This window comes from Cupriavidus necator N-1, from assembly GCF_000219215.1.
Lineage (GTDB): Bacteria > Pseudomonadota > Gammaproteobacteria > Burkholderiales > Burkholderiaceae > Cupriavidus > Cupriavidus necator.
This window is the reverse complement of the sequence record NC_015726.1, coordinates 537321-556272: the sequence shown is the minus strand read 5'-3', so window position 1 is coordinate 556272 and position 18952 is coordinate 537321. Positions and strand designations below refer to the sequence as shown.

The following is an 18952-nucleotide window of genomic DNA, read 5'->3' as shown; positions in this document are numbered from 1 at the left end:
CGGGGTAAAATGCCGGGTTGCGCCCGCCTTTGGGCCATTCCCGCCAACGCGTCGTCCCATTTGTCGGAGTCCTCCCCCATGCCAGCAGGTCGTGATGCGCGCCGCGAGGCGCCGGAGTCTGTCCAACCCAGGCGTGCCCGCAGGCTGTTGCCAACGCTGGCCTGCGCCGCCGCCCTGCTGCTCGGTGCGGCAAGCGCGATGGCCCAGCCGGTGCGGGTGATCCCGGACGATGCGCAGGCGGCCAGGCTCGTTATCGCCACGCCGTCTGCCGGTGCGCCCCAAACGGCCACGCTCGATGGCAAGACCGTCGGCGTGGCACCGGGCCTGCGCCTGTTCGGCACCGACAACCAGCTGCTGGCAAGCGCCGCGGTGGCGGGCCAGAAGCTGCCGGTGCGGTACAAGCTGGACCTGTATGGCCAGCTGCTGACCGCCTGGGTGCTGAGCGAGCCGGAACAGAAGGCGCTGAAGAAGAAATCGTAGTCCCCCGGAAGTGCGACCGGCGTGCCCCACGCGCCGGCCGTGTTGTTGCAACACCCTGATGCCCCCAGGTCAACCACTGAGATCGGCATATGAAGAAAGTTTTCGTCAAGACGTACGGCTGCCAGATGAACGAGTACGACTCGGGCAAGATGGTCGACGTCCTCAACGCCAGCCAGGGGCTGGAACCCACCGACAACGTCGAAGACGCCGACGTGATCCTGTTCAACACCTGCTCGGTGCGCGAGAAGGCGCAGGAGAAGGTGTTCTCGGAACTGGGCCGGATGAAGGCACTCAAGGCCGTCAAACCCGACTTGGTGATCGGCGTGGGCGGCTGCGTGGCCAGCCAGGAAGGCGCCAGCATCGTCTCGCGCGCGCCGTATGTCGACGTGGTGTTCGGCCCGCAGACGCTGCACCGCCTGCCCGACCTGATCGCGCGCCGCCAGCGCACCGGCCAGTCGCAGGTGGACATCTCCTTCCCCGAGATCGAGAAGTTCGACCACCTGCCGCCGGCGCGCGTGGAAGGCCCGAGTGCCTTCGTCTCGATCATGGAGGGCTGCTCCAAGTACTGCAGCTATTGCGTGGTGCCCTACACCCGCGGCGAGGAAGTGTCGCGCCCGTTCGAGGACGTGCTGGCCGAAGTTGCCGGCCTGGCCGAACAGGGCGTGCGTGAAGTCACGCTGCTGGGCCAGAACGTCAACGCCTACCGCGGCAAGATGGGCGACACCACCGAGATCGCCGACTTTGCGCTGCTGATCGAGTACGTGGCCGAGATCCCCGGCATCGAGCGCATCCGCTACACCACCAGCCACCCGAAGGAATTCACCTCGCGCCTGGTCGAGCTGTACGGCCGCTGCGACAAACTGGTGAACCACCTGCACCTGCCGGTGCAGCATGCGTCCGACCGCATCCTGATGGCGATGAAGCGCGGCTACAGCGTGCTGGAGTACAAGAGCATCATCCGCAAGCTGCGCGTGCTGCGCCCGGACATGTCGATGTCGTCGGACTTTATCGTGGGCTTCCCCGGCGAGACCGATGCCGACTTCGAGAAGCTGATGGCGATGATCGAGGAGATCGGCTACGACACCTCGTTCTCGTTCATCTTCAGCCCGCGCCCGGGCACGCCCGCTGCCAACCTGCACGACGACACCCCGCACGAGGTCAAGCTGCGCCGGCTGCAGCGCCTGCAGGCCACCATCGAGGAAAACGTGCAGCGCATCAGCCAGAACATGGTCGGCACGGTGCAGCGCATCCTGGTGGAAGGCCCTGCGCGCAAGGATCCGACCGAGCTGCACGGCCGCACCGAGAACAACCGCGTGGTCAACTTCGCGCTGCCGGGCGTGCCCCAGGCAGGCCGCGACCGGCTGGTCGGCCAACTGGTCGACGTCAGCATCACGCAGGCGTTCCCGCACTCGCTGCGCGGCGAGATCGTGGTTCGGCAGTAACCAGGCACTATCCAGCGAGGCCATCGCCAACTGATGAAAGTCCCATCCGCAGAATTCGTCGCCCCCAAGGACGACAACACCCGGCTGCAGAACCTGTGCGGGCCGCTCGACGAAAACCTGCGCCAGATCGAGCAGGCGCTGGACGTGAACATCCAGCGTCGCGGCCACCGCATGACGGTGCGCGGCGGCAACGCGCAGGATGCGGCAACGGCGCTGGAGCGCTTCTACAACCAGGCGCGTACGCCGCTGTCGATCGACGACGTGCAGCTGGGCCTGGTGGAAACGCGCCAGCTGTCCGCGCATGGCAGCTACCTGCCTGGCAACGGCGGCGATGTCGAGGATCGCGAGATCGGCGACGAATCGCCGGTGCTGCACACGCGCCGCACCGGCCTGCAGGGCCGCACCGTGGCGCAGCGCGACTACCTGCGCAATATCCTGTCGCACGACCTGACCATGGGCATCGGCCCGGCCGGCACCGGCAAGACCTACCTGGCGGTGGCGTGCGCGGTCGATGCGCTGGAGCGCGATGCGGTCAAGCGCATCGTGCTGACGCGCCCGGCGGTGGAGGCCGGCGAGCGCCTGGGCTTCCTGCCCGGCGACCTGGCGCAGAAGGTCGACCCTTACCTGCGCCCGCTGTACGACGCCCTGTATGACCTGCTCGGCTTCGACCGCACGCAGAAGATGTTCGATCGGCAGATGATCGAGATCGCGCCGCTCGCCTACATGCGCGGGCGCACGCTGAACCACGCCTTCATCATCCTGGACGAGGCGCAGAACACCACGCCCGAGCAGATGAAGATGTTCCTCACACGCATCGGCTTCGGCTCGAAGGCGGTGATCACCGGCGACATCACCCAGATCGACCTGCCCCGCGGGCAGAAGAGCGGCCTGGTGGAAGCGCAGCTCGTGCTGCGCGACGTGCGCGGCATTGCCTGCACCCGCTTTACCAGCATCGACGTGGTGCGCCATCCGCTGGTGGCCCGCATCGTCGATGCCTATGACGAATACCACGCCCAGCACAAGGACGCTTAATTGAAATCCCAGAAATCCAAGTCTTCCGCCGTGAGCCTGACCCTGTTCGACGGCGACGGCCGCGCGCGCAAGAGCGCCGCGCACGCGCTGCGCGTGCAACTGCCCGACGGCCGCAGCCTGACGCTGGACCTGTCGCAGGCCGCCGACGGCGTGGTGGCGCTGCTGGCCGAGCACACCGACACCAACCAGCAGGCCGGCCTGCTGGTGCGCCCGGACAACCATGACTCGCTGTCGGTGGCCGTGACCGCCACGCCGGTGGTCACCACCACCGGCACGCCGGCCACGCCGCCCGGACTCGAGCTCGAGATCCAGAACGGCGACGGCGTCGGCAAGCGCGCCGGCCTGCCGCCGCGCCGCAAGATCGAAACCTGGGTCAAGTCGGCACTGTATGCCGATGCGGCGCTGACTATCCGGTTTGTCGGCGAGGAAGAAGGCCGCACGCTGAACCGCACCTACCGCGGCAAGGACTACGCCACCAACGTGCTGACCTTTGCCTATGCGGAAAACGAAGCCGATCCGGTCACGGGCGATATCGTGCTGTGCTGCCCGGTGGTGGAAGCCGAGGCGCGCGAGCAGCGCAAGCCGCTGGAAGCGCACTATGCGCATCTGATCGTGCACGGCGTGCTGCACGCGCAAGGCTACGAGCACGAGGAAGACGCCGAGGCCGAGGAAATGGAAGCGATCGAGACCGAGACGCTGCAGGCGCTGGGCTACGCCGATCCCTACCAGGGCGACCGTACCGCGTGATTTCCGCGTGATCCCTCTCTCACACGCGGCGCCGGTCGGGCGCCGCCTGCTGCACATATGGTCTCAGGCCACCGCCCGCCGTCACGGGACGGTCAGGCTTTTAGTGTATCCTTCAGACGATCTCCACCACGCGCTCGCCGCGAAATGAACGACCCTTATCCCAGTTCGAAGCCCGCTTACCTGAAGCAGGCCGATCGGCCCAGATCGCTTCTCGAACGCCTGTCAGACCTGATTTCCCCTGAGCCGGACACCCGCGCGGAATTGCTCGAAGTGCTCCAGGAAGCGCATGAGCGCAACCTGATCGACGCCGACTCGCTGTCGATGATCGAGGGCGTGTTCCAGGTCTCCGAACTGACCGCGAGCGACATCATGGTGCCGCGCGCGCAGATGGATATGGTCAATATCGCGGACGCCCCGGAGGCGTTCATCCCCTTCATGCAGCAGACCGCGCACTCGCGCTTCCCGGTCTACGAAGGCAGCCGTGACAACATCATCGGCATCCTGCTGGCCAAGGACCTGCTGCGCTACTACACCGACCCCGCCTTCGACCTGCGCGAGACCCTGCGCCCGGCGGTGTTCATCCCCGAGTCCAAGCGCCTGAACATCCTGCTGCGCGACTTCCGCATCAACCGCAACCATATCGCCATGGTCGTCGACGAGTACGGCGGCGTGGCCGGCCTGGTGACGATCGAGGACGTGCTGGAGCAGATCGTGGGCGACATCGAGGATGAGTTCGACCTGGACGAAGACCAGGACAATATCCTGCCAATGCCCGACGGCAGCTGGCGCGTGCACGGCCTGACCGAGATCGCCCAGTTCAACGAGGCCTTCGGCACCGCCTTTTCCGACCACGATGTCGATACCGTGGGCGGGCTGCTGTCCAACCACGTGGGCCACGTGCCCCACCGCGGCGAGGTCATCACCCTGCCGCCGATCCGCTTCGAGGTGCTGCGCGCCGACGCGCGGCAGGTGCACCTGCTGCAGGTGCACCGCGAATCCAACGGCGACAACGCGGGCACGGCCGGCGCATGAAGCGTTCCGCCCCGGTCCTCAACGGCGCCGCCGCTGCCGACGCCGCCCCGACGGGCGTGCCTGGCACGCGCGCGCATTCGCGCGCAGCGACCATGGTGCGGCTGCTGCTGGCCGGCGTGCTCGGCATCGCCCATACGCAAGCCTTTGCCCCCCATGACTGGTGGTGGCTGCAGATCCTGTCGCTGGCCGGCCTGGCCGCACTGATGGCCGACGCGCCGCGCGCGCGCCTGGCCGCCGCCACTGGCTATGCCTTCGGGCTGGGCTGGTTCCTGTCCGGCATCTGGTGGCTCTATATCAGCATGCACGTCTACGGCGAGATGCCGGCGTGGATGGCCGCGCTGGCGGTGGTGCTGTTCTCGGGCTTCCTGTCGCTCTACCCGGCGCTGGCCGGCGCGCTGTGGCATCGGCTGACGGCACGCCTGCCGGGGGCCACGCCGCTGGCGCCGCTGGCCTTCGGCGCTGCCTGGGGTCTCGCCGAATGGCTGCGCGGCGTGGTGTTTACCGGCTTCCCGTGGCTGTCGGGCGGGTATGCCCATGCCGATGGCCCGCTGGCCGGCTTCGCGCCGCTCGTTGGCGTGTACGGCATCGGCGCACTGGCCGCCGCGGTGGCGGCACTGCTGGCGGCTGCCGTACGCGGACTGGGCCGCGGTGAACGCGGCCGGGCGCTGGGCGCGCTGGCACTGGCACTGGCCCTGCCCGCTGCGGGCGCAGCGCTGGCGCCGCTGGCCTGGACCACGCCCGCCGGCAAGCCGCTGTCGGTGCGGCTGCTGCAAGGCAACGTGGCCCAGGACATCAAGTTCGAGCCCGCCGGCATCCAGCGCTCGATCGAGCTGTACCGCGACATGATCACCACCGCGCCGGCCGACCTGGTGGTCACGCCGGAAACCGCGTTCCCGGTCATCCTGCAAGAGCTGCCGGTCGACGTGGCCGTGGCGGTGCGCGACTACGCGCTGGCCAGCGGCACCACGGTGCTGTTCGGCGCCGCCGGCGCCGACTCCCCGGTGGACTTCACCAACAGCGTCTTCGGCCTGGGCCCCGAGACCGAACGCCTGTACCGCTACAACAAGCACCACCTGGTGCCGTTCGGCGAATTTATCCCGCTGGGGTTCCGCTGGTTCGTCGACATGATGAAGATGCCGCTGGGCGACTTCCGCCGCGGCGGGCTCGACCAGGCCTCGCTGCCGGTGCGCGGCGTGCGCGTGGCGCCCAATATCTGCTACGAGGATCTGTTCGGCGAGGAAATCGCGCAGACGCTGCGCCAGCAGCCGGCGCCGGCCAATGTCCTGGCCAACCTGACCAACCTGGCGTGGTTCGGCGACACCATCGCGCTGGACCAGCATCTGCAGATCTCGCGCATGCGCGCGCTGGAAACGCGCCGGCCGATGCTGCGCTCGACCAATACCGGCATGACCGCGGTGGTACGCCCGGATGGCTCGGTGCAGCAACGCCTGCCGACCTTCACGGTCGGCACGCTGGCGGCCGAGGTGCAGGGCATGCAGGGGCTGACGCCCTATATCCGCTGGGGGAACGCGCCGGTGCTGGCGCTGTTTGCGCTGGTGCTGGGGATGGCTGCCTGGCGTGCGCGCAAGCGGCGCGGCACAAGCTGAAGGCACAGGCAGAAGCAGGCACCGGACGCGGCGGGATCGCCGCCGCCGTCCGGCGCTTGATTGCGGTGCCGGTTGTGGCGCCTCAGGTGAGCGCCAGCCGGTTCAGCCCAGCAGCCCGGTCGCCACGGACACGGTGGCCGCGGCGATCATGACCGCGATTGCGACCAGGTAAGGTTTGCGAGAAAGAAGTGCCATGATGCCAAGTCCCCATCAATATCAGTTACCGACAAACGGCTACTGCGGTGCCAGCCAGCAGCCGCCGTGCCCGCCATGCCGGCACGGACTGTCAACCGCAACGCTCTGAAACGGGTTGCTTACTCATACTGTATACAAAAACACTATCGGCTAGCAGCGGCCAAACCTGAAATCCGCCTCAGTATTTTCCCGATGCGTTGCGTAGGGCCGACATTGGCAAGCGTCCTCAGCCATCGGTGCGTGTCCTAGCCGGCCCCGCCAAACGGGGCGCCTTGCCAAAAAGCCGATAGAATTCAGGGTTTGGCAAAATCCGCATGCGCCGGCTCCGGCACGCGCTGCGGGGCCTGCATGCCGGGCGGCGCAACCGCGCCCGGGTGCCTCTACCTAGTCTTCATATGCTGACCTTCCAACAAATGATTCTGACCCTGCAGGCCTATTGGGACCGGCAGGGCTGCGCGCTGTTGCAACCCATCGATCTGGAGGTCGGCGCCGGCACATCCCACGTACACACCTTCCTGCGCGCGCTCGGCCCCGAGCCGTGGCGCGCCGCCTACGTGCAGCCGTCGCGCCGCCCCAAGGACGGCCGCTATGGCGAGAACCCCAACCGCCTGCAGCACTACTACCAGTACCAGGTGGTGCTCAAGCCCGCGCCCGAGAACATTCTGGAGCTGTACCTGGGCTCGCTCGAGGCGCTCGGCCTGGACCTCAAGCAGAACGACATCCGCTTCGTCGAGGACGACTGGGAGAACCCCACGCTGGGCGCCTGGGGCCTGGGCTGGGAAGTCTGGCTCAACGGCATGGAAGTGACGCAGTTCACCTACTTCCAGCAGGTGGGCGGGATCGACTGCAAGCCCATCACCGGCGAGATCACCTACGGCATCGAACGCCTGGCGATGTACCTGCAGAAGGTCGAGAACGTCTTTGACCTGATCTGGACCGAGTGGGTCGAGAACGGCGAGACGCGCCGCCTGACCTATGGCGACGTGTACCACCAGAATGAAGTCGAGCAGTCGACCTACAACTTCGAGCACAGCAACACCGAGATCCTGTTCCGCCATTTCGCCGAGCACGAAGGCGAGGCCAAGCGGCTGATGGGCAATGGCGACGGCGCCGAGGAAGGCCAGGCCGCCGGCACGCGCCTGGCGCTGCCCGCCTACGAGCAGGTGCTCAAGGCCGCCCACACTTTCAACCTGCTGGACGCGCGCGGCGCGATCTCGGTGACCGAGCGCGCGGCGTATATCGGCCGCATCCGCAACCTGTCGCGCCAGGTGGCACAGGCTTACTACGACTCGCGCGAGGCCCTCGGCTTCCCGATGTGCGGCAACGGCGGAGCCCGGGCATGACGCAACTGGCGCGCAGCGCCTTGTGCTGCGCCATGGCGACCGCCGCGCTCGCCGCCGCCGGCAATGCCATCGGCGCGCGCGCGCAGGCGGCACCCAGCGCGCAGGCGCTGATGCTGCCGGCGGAGCTGAGCAATGTGTGCGAGGCCGACCCGCAGGCGCTGCAGCTGGCCATGGCGCGCCAATGGCGCCCGTCGCTGAACGCGCTCGACCAGTGGACGCAGCTGGTGCGCTCGTTCTCGTGCGACCTGTCCGGCCAGCGCGACCTGGGATGGCACCGCGTGCCGCTGCGCGCCTATGAAAGCGCGATCCGCTATCCGCTGACGTGGGTGGAGATGGAGACCCACAACGGCCGCACCCGCCGCACCGTCAAGACCTACCACTCGGCGGCGCAGCTGCCGCCGAAGATCGATTTCTGGGTGGGCGGGCGCATCGACGAGATCCGCTACGACAAGCGCCTGCGCCGCATCGACGCGCGCTTCCCGGCTGCAGGCAGCCGCGGCGGCAGCAACGGCGCGGCCAGCGCCGCAGCGGCCGCGCAATGCGCCTACACCACGCTGCAATTCCGGCAACAGAACGGCCTGTGGCTGCTGTCCGGAGTAGAACCTAATCTTTCGCCGCGCTGCTGATAAGCGGCGCGCGCTACAACTTGCTGGATACGATTCATGTCGCAACCCATGACCGACTCGCTGCTGATCGAACTGTTCACCGAAGAACTGCCACCCAAGGCGCTGGGGCGCCTGGGCGACGCCTTCGCGCAGGGCCTGTTCGCCGGCCTGGGCGAGCGCGACCTGCTTGAGCCGGGCGCCACCGTGACGCCGTTCGCCACCCCGCGCCGCCTGGCCGCGCTGGTGTCGGGCGTGCGCCGCAGCGCGCCGGACCGCGAGCAGCGCGAGAAGGTCCTGCCGCTGTCGGTGGCGCTGGACGCCAACGGCGAGCCCACCGCGCCGCTGGCCAAGAAGCTGGCCGCGCTGGCCAAGTCGGTCGGCGTCGCCGAGATCGACTGGCAGTCGCTGGAGCGCGCCTCCGACGGCAAGGCCGAGGCCTTCTTCTACCGCTATATCGCACGCGGCGCCGAACTGGCTGCCGCGGTGCAGGCAGCGCTGGAAGACACCATTGCGAAGCTGCCGATCCCCAAGGTCATGAGCTACCAGCGTCCGGACGGCAGCACGGTGCATTTCGTGCGCCCGGCGCACAGCCTGATCGCACTGTTCGGCGCCGAGATCCTGCCGGTGACGCTGCTGGGGCTGCAGGCCAGCAACCTGACCCAGGGCCACCGCTTCCTGTCGCACGGCAGGATCGAGATCGCACATGCCAACGACTATGCGCAGCAGCTGGAGTCCGCCGGCCACGTGGTGGCCAGCTATGCCGAGCGCCGCGAGCGCATGCGCGCCGCGCTGCTCAAGGAAGCCGGCGCCGACCAGGTGATCATGCCCGATTCGCTGCTCGATGAAGTCAACTCGCTGGTGGAATGGCCGGTGGTCTATGCCTGCCATTTCGAGGAAGCCTTCCTGGCGGTGCCGCAGGAATGCCTGATCCTGACCATGCAGACCAACCAGAAGTACTTTGCGCTGACCGATGCCGACGGCCACCTGCGCAACCGCTTCCTGATCGTGTCGAACCTGGCCACCGAGACGCCGCAGTCGATCATCACCGGCAACGAGCGCGTGGTGCGCCCGCGCCTGGCCGATGCCAAGTTCTTCTTCGACCAGGACCGCAAGAAGACGCTGGCGTCGCGCGTGCCGCAGCTGGCCAGCGTGGTCTACCACAACAAGATCGGCACCCAGCTGGACCGCGTGCAGCGCCTGCAGCAGATCGCCGGCCATATCGCCGACGCGCTCAACGACAGCGGCGTGCCCACCGACAAGGCCGCCGCGATGCGCGGCGCCGAACTGGCCAAGGCCGACCTGCTGACCGACATGGTCGGCGAGTTCCCCGAGCTGCAGGGCACCATGGGCACGTACTACGCCCGTCACGATGACGAGGCCGAAGACGTGGCACTGGCCTGCTCCGAACACTACCGTCCGCGCTTTGCCGGCGATGCGCTGCCCGCAGGCGCGGTCAGCACCGCCGTGGCGCTGGCCGACAAGCTCGAGACCCTGGTCGGGATCTGGGGCATCGGCCTGCAGCCCACCGGCGAGAAGGACCCGTTCGCGCTGCGCCGCCATGCGCTTGGCATCCTGCGCATGCTGATCGAAAAGCCGCTGGCGCTGTCGCTGTCGTCGCTGCTGGCGCTGACGCAGCACGCCTTTGCCGGCATCGCTGCAGTCAAGCCGGCACCCGAGGCAATCGCCGACTTCCTGTACGACCGCGTGCGCGGCTACCTGAAGGACAAGGGCTACACCACCAACGAAGTCGAGGCCGTGGTCAGCCTGCGCCCGGACCAGCTGCATGACATCCTGGGCCGCATGGAGGCAGTGCGCACCTTTGCCGCGCTGCCCGAGGCCGAGGCCCTGGCCGCCGCCAACAAGCGCATCACCAACATCCTGCGCAAGAACACCGAGCCGGTCGGCGCGGTCGATCCGGCGCTGTTCCAGGAAGAGGCAGAAGGCGCGCTGCACGCCGCCATCGAGCGCGTGCGCCCGGCCGTGGAAGCAGCCTTCGCCAGCGGCGATTTCACCGCCGCGCTGCGCGACCTGGCCCAGCTGCGCGATGCCGTCGACCGCTTCTTCAATGATGTGATGGTGATGGCCGAGGACGCGCAGCTGCGCGCCAACCGCCTGGCGCTGCTGGCTTCGCTGCATGCGATGGCCAACCGCGTGGCCGACATCTCCAAGCTGGCCGCCTAATCTCAGCCACCGGAGCCGCACATGCCGCAGACGCCGCCCAAGTTTGTCATCCTGGACCGCGACGGGGTGGTCAACCTCGACAGCGACCAGTTCATCAAGACGCCCGATGAATGGGTGCCGATCGACGGCAGCCTGGAGGCCATCGCCGCGCTGAACCAGGCCGGCTACCGCGTGATCCTCGCCAGCAACCAGTCCGGCATCGGCCGCGGGCTGTTCGAGATGAGCGCGCTCAACGCCATGCACGAGAAGATGCACACGTTGCTCGCGCGCCTGGGCGGGCGCGTCGACGCGGTGTTCTTCTGCCCGCATACCGCCGCAGACGGTTGCGACTGCCGCAAGCCCAAGCCGGGCATGCTGGAGCAGATCAGCGAGCGCTTCGGCATCGAGCTCCGCGGCGTGCCCATCGTTGGCGATTCGTTGCGCGACCTGGAAGCCGGCGTGGCGGTTGGCTGCGCGCCGCACCTGGTGCGCAGCGGCAAAGGCCAGAAGACCTTCGACCAGGGTGGCCTGCCGCCGGGCACGCAGGTACACGACGACCTGCGCGCGTTTGCACGCTGGCTGACCGGCAACGGCGGCGCACAGCGCCCGCCCGCTCATAGCGCCGGCTGACCGCCCGCATCCATTCCCTATTCGCACCCCCGCGCGCCCCCCGCATGACGTTTCTTCGTTCCCTGTTGTTTGCGCTGTACCTGCTGGTGCTGACGCCACCCTACGCCTGCGCCTGCTTCCTGGTGTTCCCGTTCATGAATGCCGACCAGCGCTTCCGCTTCGTGCGCGGCTGGCCTCTGCTGGTGATCTGGGCCGCGCGCGGCATCTGCGGCATCCAGTACCGCATCGAAGGCCATGAGCATATGGACGTGATGCTCGACAAGCCGGTGGTGCTGCTGTCCAAGCACCAGTCGGCCTGGGAAACCGTGGCCTACGTGGCGCTGATGCCCAAGCCGCTGTGCTTCGTGTTCAAGCGCGAGCTGCTGCTGGTGCCGTTCTTCGGCTGGGCGCTGGGCATGCTGAAGATGGTCCATATCAACCGCAAGGAAGGCACCCGCGCCTTTGCCTCGGCCGCGCGCCAGGGCCGCGAGCGGCTGGCCGAAGGCGCCTGGATCATCATGTTCCCGGAAGGCACGCGCACGCCTTCGGGCCTGGAGAAGGCGCGCTACAAGAGCGGCGGCGCGCGCCTGGCGGTGGAAACCGGCGCCTGGGTGCTGCCGATGGCGGTCAACTCGGGCCGGGTGTGGCCGCGCAATTCGTTCCTGAAGCACCCGGGCATGGTGACGATCTCGGTCGGCCCGGCAATCGCCTCGGCCAACAAGACCGCGGACCAGCTCAACCAGGAGGTGGCGGAATGGATCGAGCGTGACATGCGCCGCATTGATCCGCAGAGCTACCGGAGCGCGGCTCCGGGCGGGCCCGCCGCATGAAGCTGCTGCGACCTGACGCCGACGGCGCGCAGCTGGAGCTGCCGCTGGCGGAGTCCGCCCAGGCACCGCAGCCAGCCCCGCTTGCGCAGGAGCCCCCGCAGCAGCCCGCATGGCCGGTGCCGCAACCCAATGCTCGCCTGCTGCGCATCGGCGAACGGCCGCTGCATTACACGCTCAAGCGCTCGGCGCGCCGCACCATCGGCTTCACCATCGACGACCGCGGCCTGTCGATCACGGCGCCGCGCTGGGTCACGCTGGCGGACATCGAGTTGGCCATCCTGGAAAAACAGCGCTGGATCTTCAACAAGCTGGGCGAGTGGCGCCACCGCGAGTCGCGCCGCATCCTGCCCACGGTGCAATGGCGCGACGGCGCCAGCCTGCCCTTCCTGGGGCAGCCGCTGACGCTGTCGCTGGAGTCGCCGCTCGGCGCGCTGCTGTTCGATGCCGACCGCCGCGTGCTGCACCTGGCGCTGCCGGGCCATGCCGACGAGCAGCAGATCAAGGACCGAGTGCAAGGCTGGCTGCAGCAGCAGGCGCGCCGGCTGCTGGCCGAGCGGCTCGATATCTACGCCGATAAGCTGGGCGTGCGCCACACCGGCTTTGCGCTGACCTCGGCCGCCACGCGCTGGGGCAGCTGCACCGCCGACGGCAAGATCCGGCTGAACTGGCGCCTGATGCATTTCCCGCTGTCGATGATCGACTATGTCGCCGCGCACGAGCTGGCGCACCTGAAGGAAATGAACCACGGCCCGCGCTTCTGGCAGACCGTGGAATCGATCTTCCCCGAGTTCCGCGATGCGCGCGCGCAACTGCGGGCACACCCGCCCGAGCTGTTGCCGACCTTCTGAGCGGGCGGAAGCGGGCCGGTAGGTTTCGGCCAAACGCACTAAAATGGCGCCTTCCTATACCTAAAACAGTTGAAGGCCCTCAAATGCGACTCCTCCACACCATGCTGCGCGTCGGCGACATGCAGCGCTCCATCGATTTCTACACGCGCGTGCTCGGCATGCAGCTGCTGCGCCAGAGCGACAACCCTGAATACAAGTACCGCCTCGCCTTTGTCGGCTACGGCCCCGAGAGCGAGACCGCGGTGCTGGAGCTGACCTACAACTACGGCGTCGACCAATATGACCTGGGCACGGCCTACGGCCATATCGCGCTGGAAACCGACGATGCCGCGGCCGCGTGCGAGCGCATCCGCACCGCCGGGGGCAAGGTTGTGCGCGAAGCCGGCCCGGTCAAGGGCGGCACCACCGTGATCGCCTTTGTCGAAGACCCGGACGGCTACAAGATCGAGCTGATCGAGCGCCATTCCACCCGCGACGCCAGCCGTCCCTGACGCACGCTCGCCATGAGCACGCAAAGCCTGGCCCGGCAGCCGCTCGACGGCTTCGCCGTGGGCCTGATGGTGGTGCTGTGCGCCGCCTGGGGCCTGCAGCAGGTGGTGATCAAGGTCACCGCGCCGCTGATGGGCGCAGTGCTGCAGGCGGGCGTGCGCTCGGCAGTGGCGGCGTTGCTGGTGTTCAGCTTTGCCGCCTGGCGCGGCACGCCGCTGTGGCGGCGCGACGGCACGCTGAACGCCGGCTTGCTGGCCGGGCTGCTGTTCGGCGCGGAGTTCTTCTGCATCTTCGTCGGGCTGGGCCACACCACCGCCTCGCGCATGGCGGTGTTCCTGTACACCGCGCCGATCTTCACCGCGCTGGGACTGCATTTCGTGGTGCTGGGCGAGCGGTTGCAAACCGGGCAATGGCTGGGCGTGGCACTCGCGTTCGCGGGCATGGCGCTGGCCTTTGCCGATGGCATTGCCGCGCCGTCGGCGCAGGGCAGCACGCTGCTGGGCGATGCGCTTGGCATCCTCGCCGGCGCACTGTGGGCCGCCACCACCGTGGTGGTGCGCGCCAGCCCGCTGGCCAGCGCCCCGGCCAGCAAGACCCTGCTGTACCAGTTGGGGGTGTCCGCGGTGATGCTGCTGGCGATGGCGGTGGCCGCCGGCCAGACCGCAACCGTGCAGATCGACGGGGTGGTGCTGGCGAGCCTGTTCTACCAGTCAGTGCTGATCGCGTTTGCCAGCTACCTGACCTGGTTCTGGCTGTTGCGGCGCTACCTGGCGTCGCGGCTGTCGGTGTTTTCCTTCCTGACGCCGCTGTTCGGGGTCGCCTTCGGCGTGGTGCTGATGCACGACGCGGTGGGCCCGCGCTTTGCCGTGGCGGCACTCCTGGTGCTGGCCGGCATCGTGCTGGTCAATCGCCGCGCCTGAGCGGCGCAGCTAGCGTAATACGGCGGCGACCGGAGCCGCCGCTGCCTGACGCTCAGCGGCGTGCCTCGAACGAGAACATGCCGAGCGCGTCGCGCACTTCGTCCAGCGTCTGCTGGGTCAGTGCGCGCGCCTTCGCGGTGCCCTGGCGCAGGATGTCGAACACATAGTCCGGATCCTTGGCCAGTTCTTCACGGCGCGCGCGGATCGGGGCCAGCATGTCCTGCAGGACGCCCTCGACGCGGCGCTTGAGCACCATGTCGCCCAGGCCGCCCTTCTGGTAGTGCTCCTTCAGCGCTTTGACTTCCTCGGTGTTGGGGTCGAACGCATCCAGGTAGGTGAACACCACGTTGCCCTCGACCTGGCCCGGGTCCGACACGCGCAGGTGATTGGGGTCGGTGTACATGCTGTGCACGGCGGCCTTGATCTGCTCGGGTGAGGCCCCCAGCGCGATCGCGTTGCCCAGCGACTTGCTCATCTTGGCCTTGCCGTCCACGCCAGGCAGGCGGCCGAACTCGGGGATCAGGGCCTTGCATTCGGGCAGCACTTCGCGACCGACCTGGTGATTGATACGGCGCACGATCTCGTTGGTCTGCTCGATCAGCGGCGCCTGGTCTTCGCCCACCGGCACAACGTGGGCCTTGAAGGCGGTGATGTCCGCGGCCTGCGATGCCGGGTAGCACAGGAAGCCCGCCGGGATGTCGCGGCCAAAGCCACGCGCCTGGATCTCTTCCTTGATGGTCGGGTTACGCTCAAGCCGCGCCACCGTGACAAAGTTCAGGTACATCAGCGTCAGCTCGGCCAGCGCCGGCAGGTGCGACTGCACGGTGATGGTGGTCTTGGCCGGGTCGATGCCCACTGCCAGATAGTCCAGCGCGACTTCCAGCACGTTGCGGCGCACCTTGTCGGGATCGTGCGCGTTGTCGGTCATGGCCTGGGTGTCGGCCAGCAGCACGTATTGCTCATGCGAGTCCTGCAGCACCACGCGGCTCTTCAGCGAGCCGACATAGTGGCCAAGGTGCAGCGGGCCGGTGGGACGGTCGCCGGTCAGGATCACGGGACGCCGGTTGGTTTGGGTCTGGGCTGTCATGGGACGGTCTTGCACGAAATAGTCGCGGGAAATTCGGGAATCGGGATGCGCGGGCCTCAGGCGGCCTGTCCGGCCTGGCCGGATGGTGTACCACCCAGGAGCCGGGCCAGTTCGACATACTCGCCAACGGGCACTTCCTCGGCGCGGCGGCCAAGATCGAAGCCCATCGCATCGAAGTCGACCTGGTCGCGCAGGAACGAGAGCGTGTTGCGCAGCACCTTGCGCCGCTGCGAGAACGCCGCAGTGACCACGTCGCCCAGCACGGTGATGTCGCAATCGGCATGCGGCGAACGCAGCCGGCCATCGAGGTGGCGCGGCCAGGGGATCATACGCACCACGGCGGAATCGACCTTGGGCGGCGGGTTGAAGCTGCCTGGCGGCACGTCGAGCACATGCTCCATGTAGTAGCGGACCTGCAGCATGATCGACAGCCGGCCGAAGGCCTTGCTGCCAGGCTCGGCCACCATGCGCTCCACCACTTCCTTCTGCAGCATGAAGTGCTGGTCGCGCACCTGGTCGGCGAAGTCCATCAGGTGGAACAGCAGCGGGCTGGAAATGTTGTACGGCAGGTTGCCGACGATGCGCAGCGGCCGCCCCGGCACCTCCAGCTTGCCGAAGTCGAAGTCCAGCGCGTCTCCGGCGTGGACCTGCAGACGCTCGCCGTAGCGGCGGCGCAGGCGCTCGACCAGGTCACGGTCGAGTTCCACCACCTGCATCTGCGGGATCCGTTCGAGCAGCGGGGTGGTCAGGGCACCCAGGCCGGGCCCGATCTCGACCAGCACGTCGTCGGCCTGCGGGCTGATGGCATTGACGATGCCGTGGATGATGGTGTCGTCGACCAGGAAGTTCTGCCCGAATCGTTTGCGGGCCACATGGCCCTGGTGCACGTTTGAACGCATGGGTTATTCGTCCAGCTTCAGCATGGCGGCTGCGGGCCGGAATGGGTGTGGCCAGGATGGCTGCCCGTGGCACCGTTGCTGCCAGGGCGCCGGCCATTGGCGTGGCCGGCCATGATGACCGCACTGCGGATGGCCTCGATCATGCTGCCGTGTTCGGCCTGGCCGGTGCCGGCAAGGTCGAGCGCGGTGCCATGGTCCACCGAGGTGCGGATAAAGGGCAGCCCCAGCGTGATATTCACGCCGTGGCCGAAGGTGCCGTATTTCAGTGGCGCCAGCCCCTGGTCATGGTACATCGCCAGCACGCAGTCGGCATCGCGCAGGTGGCGCGGCTGGAACAGCGTGTCGGCCGGAAAGGGCCCGCGCGCGTCGATGCCGGCATCTTTTGCCTGCGCCAGCGCGGGCATGATGATGTCGATCTCTTCGCGGCCCATATGGCCGCTTTCGCCGGCGTGCGGGTTCAGGCCCGTGACCAGGATGCGCGGCCGCGAGATGCCGAAGTAGCGGCGCAGGTCGGCATCGATGATCGACAGCGTCTGCACCAGCAGCGGCACGGACAGCGCATCGGGCACCGCGCGCAGCGGCAGGTGGGTGGTGGCCAGCGCCACGCGCAGCATGGCCCCGTCGTGCGCGGGCTGCGGGCCGGCCAGCATCATCACCACGCGCGGCACGCGGGCGCTGTCGGCCAGGTATTCGGTATGGCCGGTGAAGGGCACGCCGGCGTCGTTGATGGTGCTCTTCTGCACCGGCGCCGTGATCATTGCGGCATACCGGGGCGCGGCCCTGCCGCGCGCGCGGCAGCCGCGGATGGCGGCATCGAGCAGCTTCAGCACATAGGGGCCGTTGCGCGCATCGAGCCGCCCGGCCTCGCACGCGACCGCCAGCGGGATGTCCTCGACGACCACGTCGCCGTCGGCAATGCGCCGCTCCCAGGCGTGCGTGGCGCCCAGCGCCGCGGCGCGATCGGCCAGCAGGCGGGCATCGCCCAGCACATGAAAGCGGTATTGCCCGCCACCGACGCCATTGTTGGCGCCCGCCAGCTGCAGCAACGCCCCGATGGTGATATCGGGACCGATGCCGGCGGGTTCTCCGGTCGAGATGGCTAGGGCTAGCGGGTCGGGCATGTCAGGTCAGCGGATCGGGGCCGGCGCTTCAGCGCTGCCGGTTGATCCGGTACTCCACATACGCCTGCGAACGCAGCTGGCGCACCCAGTCATCATAGGCTGCGCGCAGCTTCTGTTCGCGGACTTCGGCACGGGCGAAGTCGCGCTGCTTCTCGGACGACATCTCGGTCTCGCGCCGGTTGAGCACCTGGATCAGGTGCACGCCGAACTGCGTGACCACCGGCTCCGAGATCTCGTTCGGGCGCAGGCGGCTCATGGCCTGCTCGAACTCGGGCACTAGCTCGCCCGGCGACACCCAGCCGAGGTCGCCGCCGTTCTGCGCCGAGCCGTCCTGCGAGAAGCGCTTGGCCGCGTCCGCAAAATCGCCGCCGTGGGTGATGCGATCGCGCAGCGTGCTGAGCTGGCGGCGCGCCTCGGCCTCGGGCATGTTGGGGCCGGTGCGGATCAGGATGTGGCGCACCTGGGTCTGGGTGATCTTCGAGGCCGCGGCCGGACTCGATGCCGGCGCCGCGCGCTTGGCCACCAGCTTGATGACATGGAAGCCCGCGGCGCTTTCCACCACCTGCGGCGCCACCGCGCCAGCTTGCAGGTCGACCACGGCGTTGGCGAACTGTACCGGCAGGCGGCCGATCTCGCGGAAGCCCATGGCACCGCCCTGGGCCGCCTCGGCGCCCTCGGAATTGGCCTGCGCCAGCTGCGCGAAGTCGGCGCCGCCCTGGGCCTGCTTGAGCAGCCCTTCAGCCTTGGCGCGCTGCGCCTGCTTCTGTGCGTCCGAGGCATTCTCGGGCACGCGCACGAGGATCTGCGCCACGTTGTATTCGGTCGGGCCGCGGGCGGCGCCCTGGCCGCCGCGGGCCGCCAGGTAGTTGTCGATCTCGCCGTCGTAGACCTGCACCTTGGAGTCGACCTCGCGCTCGCGCAGGCGAATCACCTGCACCTGCTTGCGCAGTTCCTCGCGGTACTTGGTCCAGGTCATGCCACTGGCCTCGACGCGGCGACGCAGCTCGGTCGCGTTCAGCCGGTTCTGCTGCGCCACCGATTCAATGGCGCGGTCGATTTCCTGGTCGGTCACGCGGATGCCGGCATCCTGTGCGGCCTGGGTCTGCACGCGCTCCATGACCAGGCGCTCGAGCACCTCGCCCAACAGGTCGGCGCGCGCGGGCACCGGGCGGCCGGCGGTACGCAGCTGGCCCTCGATTTCGTCGGCACGGTCGAGCAGCTCGCGCCGCGTGATCACGCTGTTGTTGACGACCGCAACCACTTCGTCGACCAGTTGCGAACGCTTCTGGCCGCCGGCCGGCGGCACGCCCAGCTTGGGCTGGCTCGACGGCGCCGCGACGTCAGACGCCTGCGGCACGAAGATGCCGCTGGAGCGCGGCGCCGTCCCGGGCGCCTTGAGCTGCGCGGCAGCCGGCACCGCCATGGCGGCCAGCACGGCCGGCAGCAGCAAGCGGTGCCAGGACGTCAGGAGAAAGGAAAACACGGCGAATTCTTGACGTTTCATCG

Annotated in this window: 18 protein-coding genes; 14 read left to right on the top strand and 4 right to left on the bottom strand. The window is 68.2% G+C overall.

All coding sequences use genetic code 11. From position 1 onward, the window contains the following. Positions 1 to 78: 78 nt before the first annotated feature. The 14 genes from CNE_RS02715 (at position 79) to CNE_RS02650 (ending at position 14339) form a co-directional block, all read left to right on the top strand. Positions 79 to 480: a hypothetical protein gene (locus tag CNE_RS02715; RefSeq protein ID WP_013955608.1), complete on the top strand. Its 402-nt coding sequence runs from the start codon at positions 79 to 81 to the stop codon at positions 478 to 480. An 89-nt stretch (positions 481 to 569) separates the two neighbouring features. Beyond that, complete coding sequence (gene miaB, locus CNE_RS02710; RefSeq protein ID WP_013955607.1) at positions 570 to 1922, top strand: tRNA (N6-isopentenyl adenosine(37)-C2)-methylthiotransferase MiaB; 1353 nt, start codon at positions 570 to 572, stop codon at positions 1920 to 1922. A gap of 33 nt (positions 1923 to 1955) precedes the next feature. Next, complete coding sequence (locus tag CNE_RS02705) at positions 1956 to 2954, top strand: PhoH family protein (RefSeq protein ID WP_013955606.1); 999 nt, start codon at positions 1956 to 1958, stop codon at positions 2952 to 2954. Beyond that, on the top strand, positions 2955 to 3701 hold the full coding sequence (gene ybeY / locus CNE_RS02700; RefSeq protein WP_013955605.1) for an rRNA maturation RNase YbeY: 747 nt from the start codon (positions 2955 to 2957) through the stop codon (positions 3699 to 3701). It begins immediately after the preceding gene. Between the two features lie 144 nt (positions 3702 to 3845). Beyond that, entirely contained in the window at positions 3846 to 4733 is an 888-nt protein-coding gene (locus tag CNE_RS02695) for an HlyC/CorC family transporter (protein WP_013955604.1), read from the top strand. Beyond that, positions 4730 to 6340, top strand: coding sequence for an apolipoprotein N-acyltransferase (gene lnt, locus CNE_RS02690; RefSeq protein WP_013955603.1), 1611 nt, complete (start codon positions 4730 to 4732; stop codon positions 6338 to 6340). Before CNE_RS02695 ends, lnt begins: the two co-directional genes overlap by 4 nt. A 590-nt stretch (positions 6341 to 6930) precedes the next feature. Continuing rightward, a complete protein-coding gene (gene glyQ, locus CNE_RS02685; protein WP_041227746.1) occupies positions 6931 to 7878 on the top strand; it encodes a glycine--tRNA ligase subunit alpha in 948 nt (315 codons plus the stop codon). Then, positions 7875 to 8504, top strand: coding sequence for a hypothetical protein (locus CNE_RS02680; protein ID WP_013955601.1), 630 nt, complete (start codon positions 7875 to 7877; stop codon positions 8502 to 8504). The genes glyQ and CNE_RS02680 overlap by 4 nt, the downstream gene beginning before the upstream one ends. A 36-nt stretch (positions 8505 to 8540) precedes the next feature. Continuing rightward, entirely contained in the window at positions 8541 to 10664 is a 2124-nt protein-coding gene (gene glyS / locus CNE_RS02675; RefSeq protein WP_013955600.1) for a glycine--tRNA ligase subunit beta, read from the top strand. Positions 10665 to 10685: 21 nt separating this feature from the next. After that, positions 10686 to 11273, top strand: a complete 588-nt coding sequence (gmhB, locus tag CNE_RS02670) for a D-glycero-beta-D-manno-heptose 1,7-bisphosphate 7-phosphatase (protein ID WP_013955599.1) — start codon at positions 10686 to 10688, stop codon at positions 11271 to 11273. A 44-nt stretch (positions 11274 to 11317) separates the two neighbouring features. After that, positions 11318 to 12082 (top strand): lysophospholipid acyltransferase family protein, encoded by a 765-nt coding sequence (locus CNE_RS02665; RefSeq protein WP_011614553.1) that lies wholly within the window; start codon positions 11318 to 11320, stop codon positions 12080 to 12082. Beyond that, entirely contained in the window at positions 12079 to 12930 is an 852-nt protein-coding gene (locus CNE_RS02660) for a M48 family metallopeptidase (RefSeq protein ID WP_013955598.1), read from the top strand. The genes CNE_RS02665 and CNE_RS02660 overlap by 4 nt, the downstream gene beginning before the upstream one ends. A gap of 83 nt (positions 12931 to 13013) precedes the next feature. Further along, positions 13014 to 13421 (top strand): lactoylglutathione lyase, encoded by a 408-nt coding sequence (gene gloA, locus CNE_RS02655; RefSeq protein WP_013955597.1) that lies wholly within the window; start codon positions 13014 to 13016, stop codon positions 13419 to 13421. Positions 13422 to 13433: 12 nt separating this feature from the next. Continuing rightward, positions 13434 to 14339 carry a DMT family transporter gene (locus CNE_RS02650; protein ID WP_013955596.1) on the top strand — a complete coding sequence of 302 codons (906 nt, stop codon included), beginning with the start codon at positions 13434 to 13436 and terminating at the stop codon, positions 14337 to 14339. Positions 14340 to 14391: 52 nt separating this feature from the next. Here CNE_RS02650 and trpS read toward each other — a convergent pair whose 3' ends face one another. The 4 genes from trpS to CNE_RS02630 are packed head-to-tail and all read right to left on the bottom strand — an operon-like array spanning position 14392 to position 18950. Then, entirely contained in the window at positions 14392 to 15426 is a 1035-nt protein-coding gene (trpS, locus tag CNE_RS02645; RefSeq protein WP_013955595.1) for a tryptophan--tRNA ligase, read from the bottom strand. A gap of 56 nt (positions 15427 to 15482) precedes the next feature. Then, entirely contained in the window at positions 15483 to 16325 is an 843-nt protein-coding gene (gene rsmA, locus CNE_RS02640; protein ID WP_013955594.1) for a 16S rRNA (adenine(1518)-N(6)/adenine(1519)-N(6))-dimethyltransferase RsmA, read from the bottom strand. Positions 16326 to 16342: 17 nt separating this feature from the next. After that, entirely contained in the window at positions 16343 to 17446 is a 1104-nt protein-coding gene (gene pdxA / locus CNE_RS02635) for a 4-hydroxythreonine-4-phosphate dehydrogenase PdxA (RefSeq protein ID WP_013955593.1), read from the bottom strand. A 28-nt stretch (positions 17447 to 17474) separates the two neighbouring features. Next, entirely contained in the window at positions 17475 to 18950 is a 1476-nt protein-coding gene (locus tag CNE_RS02630) for a peptidylprolyl isomerase (RefSeq protein WP_013955592.1), read from the bottom strand. Between the last annotated feature and the right edge of the window lie 2 nt (positions 18951 to 18952).

What these genes read in the sequence shown, in the direction of transcription:
- CNE_RS02650 (WP_013955596.1), top strand. Translation starts at nt 13,434, where the DNA reads ATGAGCACGCAAAGCCTGGCCCGGCAGCCGCTCGACGGCTTCGCCGTG.
- CNE_RS02630 (WP_013955592.1), bottom strand. Translation starts at nt 18,950, where the DNA reads ATGAAACGTCAAGAATTCGCCGTGTTTTCCTTTCTCCTGACGTCCTGG.
- glyS (WP_013955600.1), top strand. Translation starts at nt 8,541, where the DNA reads ATGTCGCAACCCATGACCGACTCGCTGCTGATCGAACTGTTCACCGAA.
- CNE_RS02660 (WP_013955598.1), top strand. Translation starts at nt 12,079, where the DNA reads ATGAAGCTGCTGCGACCTGACGCCGACGGCGCGCAGCTGGAGCTGCCG.
- glyQ (WP_041227746.1), top strand. Translation starts at nt 6,931, where the DNA reads ATGCTGACCTTCCAACAAATGATTCTGACCCTGCAGGCCTATTGGGAC.
- CNE_RS02705 (WP_013955606.1), top strand. Translation starts at nt 1,956, where the DNA reads ATGAAAGTCCCATCCGCAGAATTCGTCGCCCCCAAGGACGACAACACC.
- CNE_RS02715 (WP_013955608.1), top strand. Translation starts at nt 79, where the DNA reads ATGCCAGCAGGTCGTGATGCGCGCCGCGAGGCGCCGGAGTCTGTCCAA.
- gmhB (WP_013955599.1), top strand. Translation starts at nt 10,686, where the DNA reads ATGCCGCAGACGCCGCCCAAGTTTGTCATCCTGGACCGCGACGGGGTG.
- CNE_RS02665 (WP_011614553.1), top strand. Translation starts at nt 11,318, where the DNA reads ATGACGTTTCTTCGTTCCCTGTTGTTTGCGCTGTACCTGCTGGTGCTG.
- gloA (WP_013955597.1), top strand. Translation starts at nt 13,014, where the DNA reads ATGCGACTCCTCCACACCATGCTGCGCGTCGGCGACATGCAGCGCTCC.
- CNE_RS02695 (WP_013955604.1), top strand. Translation starts at nt 3,846, where the DNA reads ATGAACGACCCTTATCCCAGTTCGAAGCCCGCTTACCTGAAGCAGGCC.
- trpS (WP_013955595.1), bottom strand. Translation starts at nt 15,426, where the DNA reads ATGACAGCCCAGACCCAAACCAACCGGCGTCCCGTGATCCTGACCGGC.
- pdxA (WP_013955593.1), bottom strand. Translation starts at nt 17,446, where the DNA reads ATGCCCGACCCGCTAGCCCTAGCCATCTCGACCGGAGAACCCGCCGGC.
- rsmA (WP_013955594.1), bottom strand. Translation starts at nt 16,325, where the DNA reads ATGCGTTCAAACGTGCACCAGGGCCATGTGGCCCGCAAACGATTCGGG.
- miaB (WP_013955607.1), top strand. Translation starts at nt 570, where the DNA reads ATGAAGAAAGTTTTCGTCAAGACGTACGGCTGCCAGATGAACGAGTAC.
- CNE_RS02680 (WP_013955601.1), top strand. Translation starts at nt 7,875, where the DNA reads ATGACGCAACTGGCGCGCAGCGCCTTGTGCTGCGCCATGGCGACCGCC.
- lnt (WP_013955603.1), top strand. Translation starts at nt 4,730, where the DNA reads ATGAAGCGTTCCGCCCCGGTCCTCAACGGCGCCGCCGCTGCCGACGCC.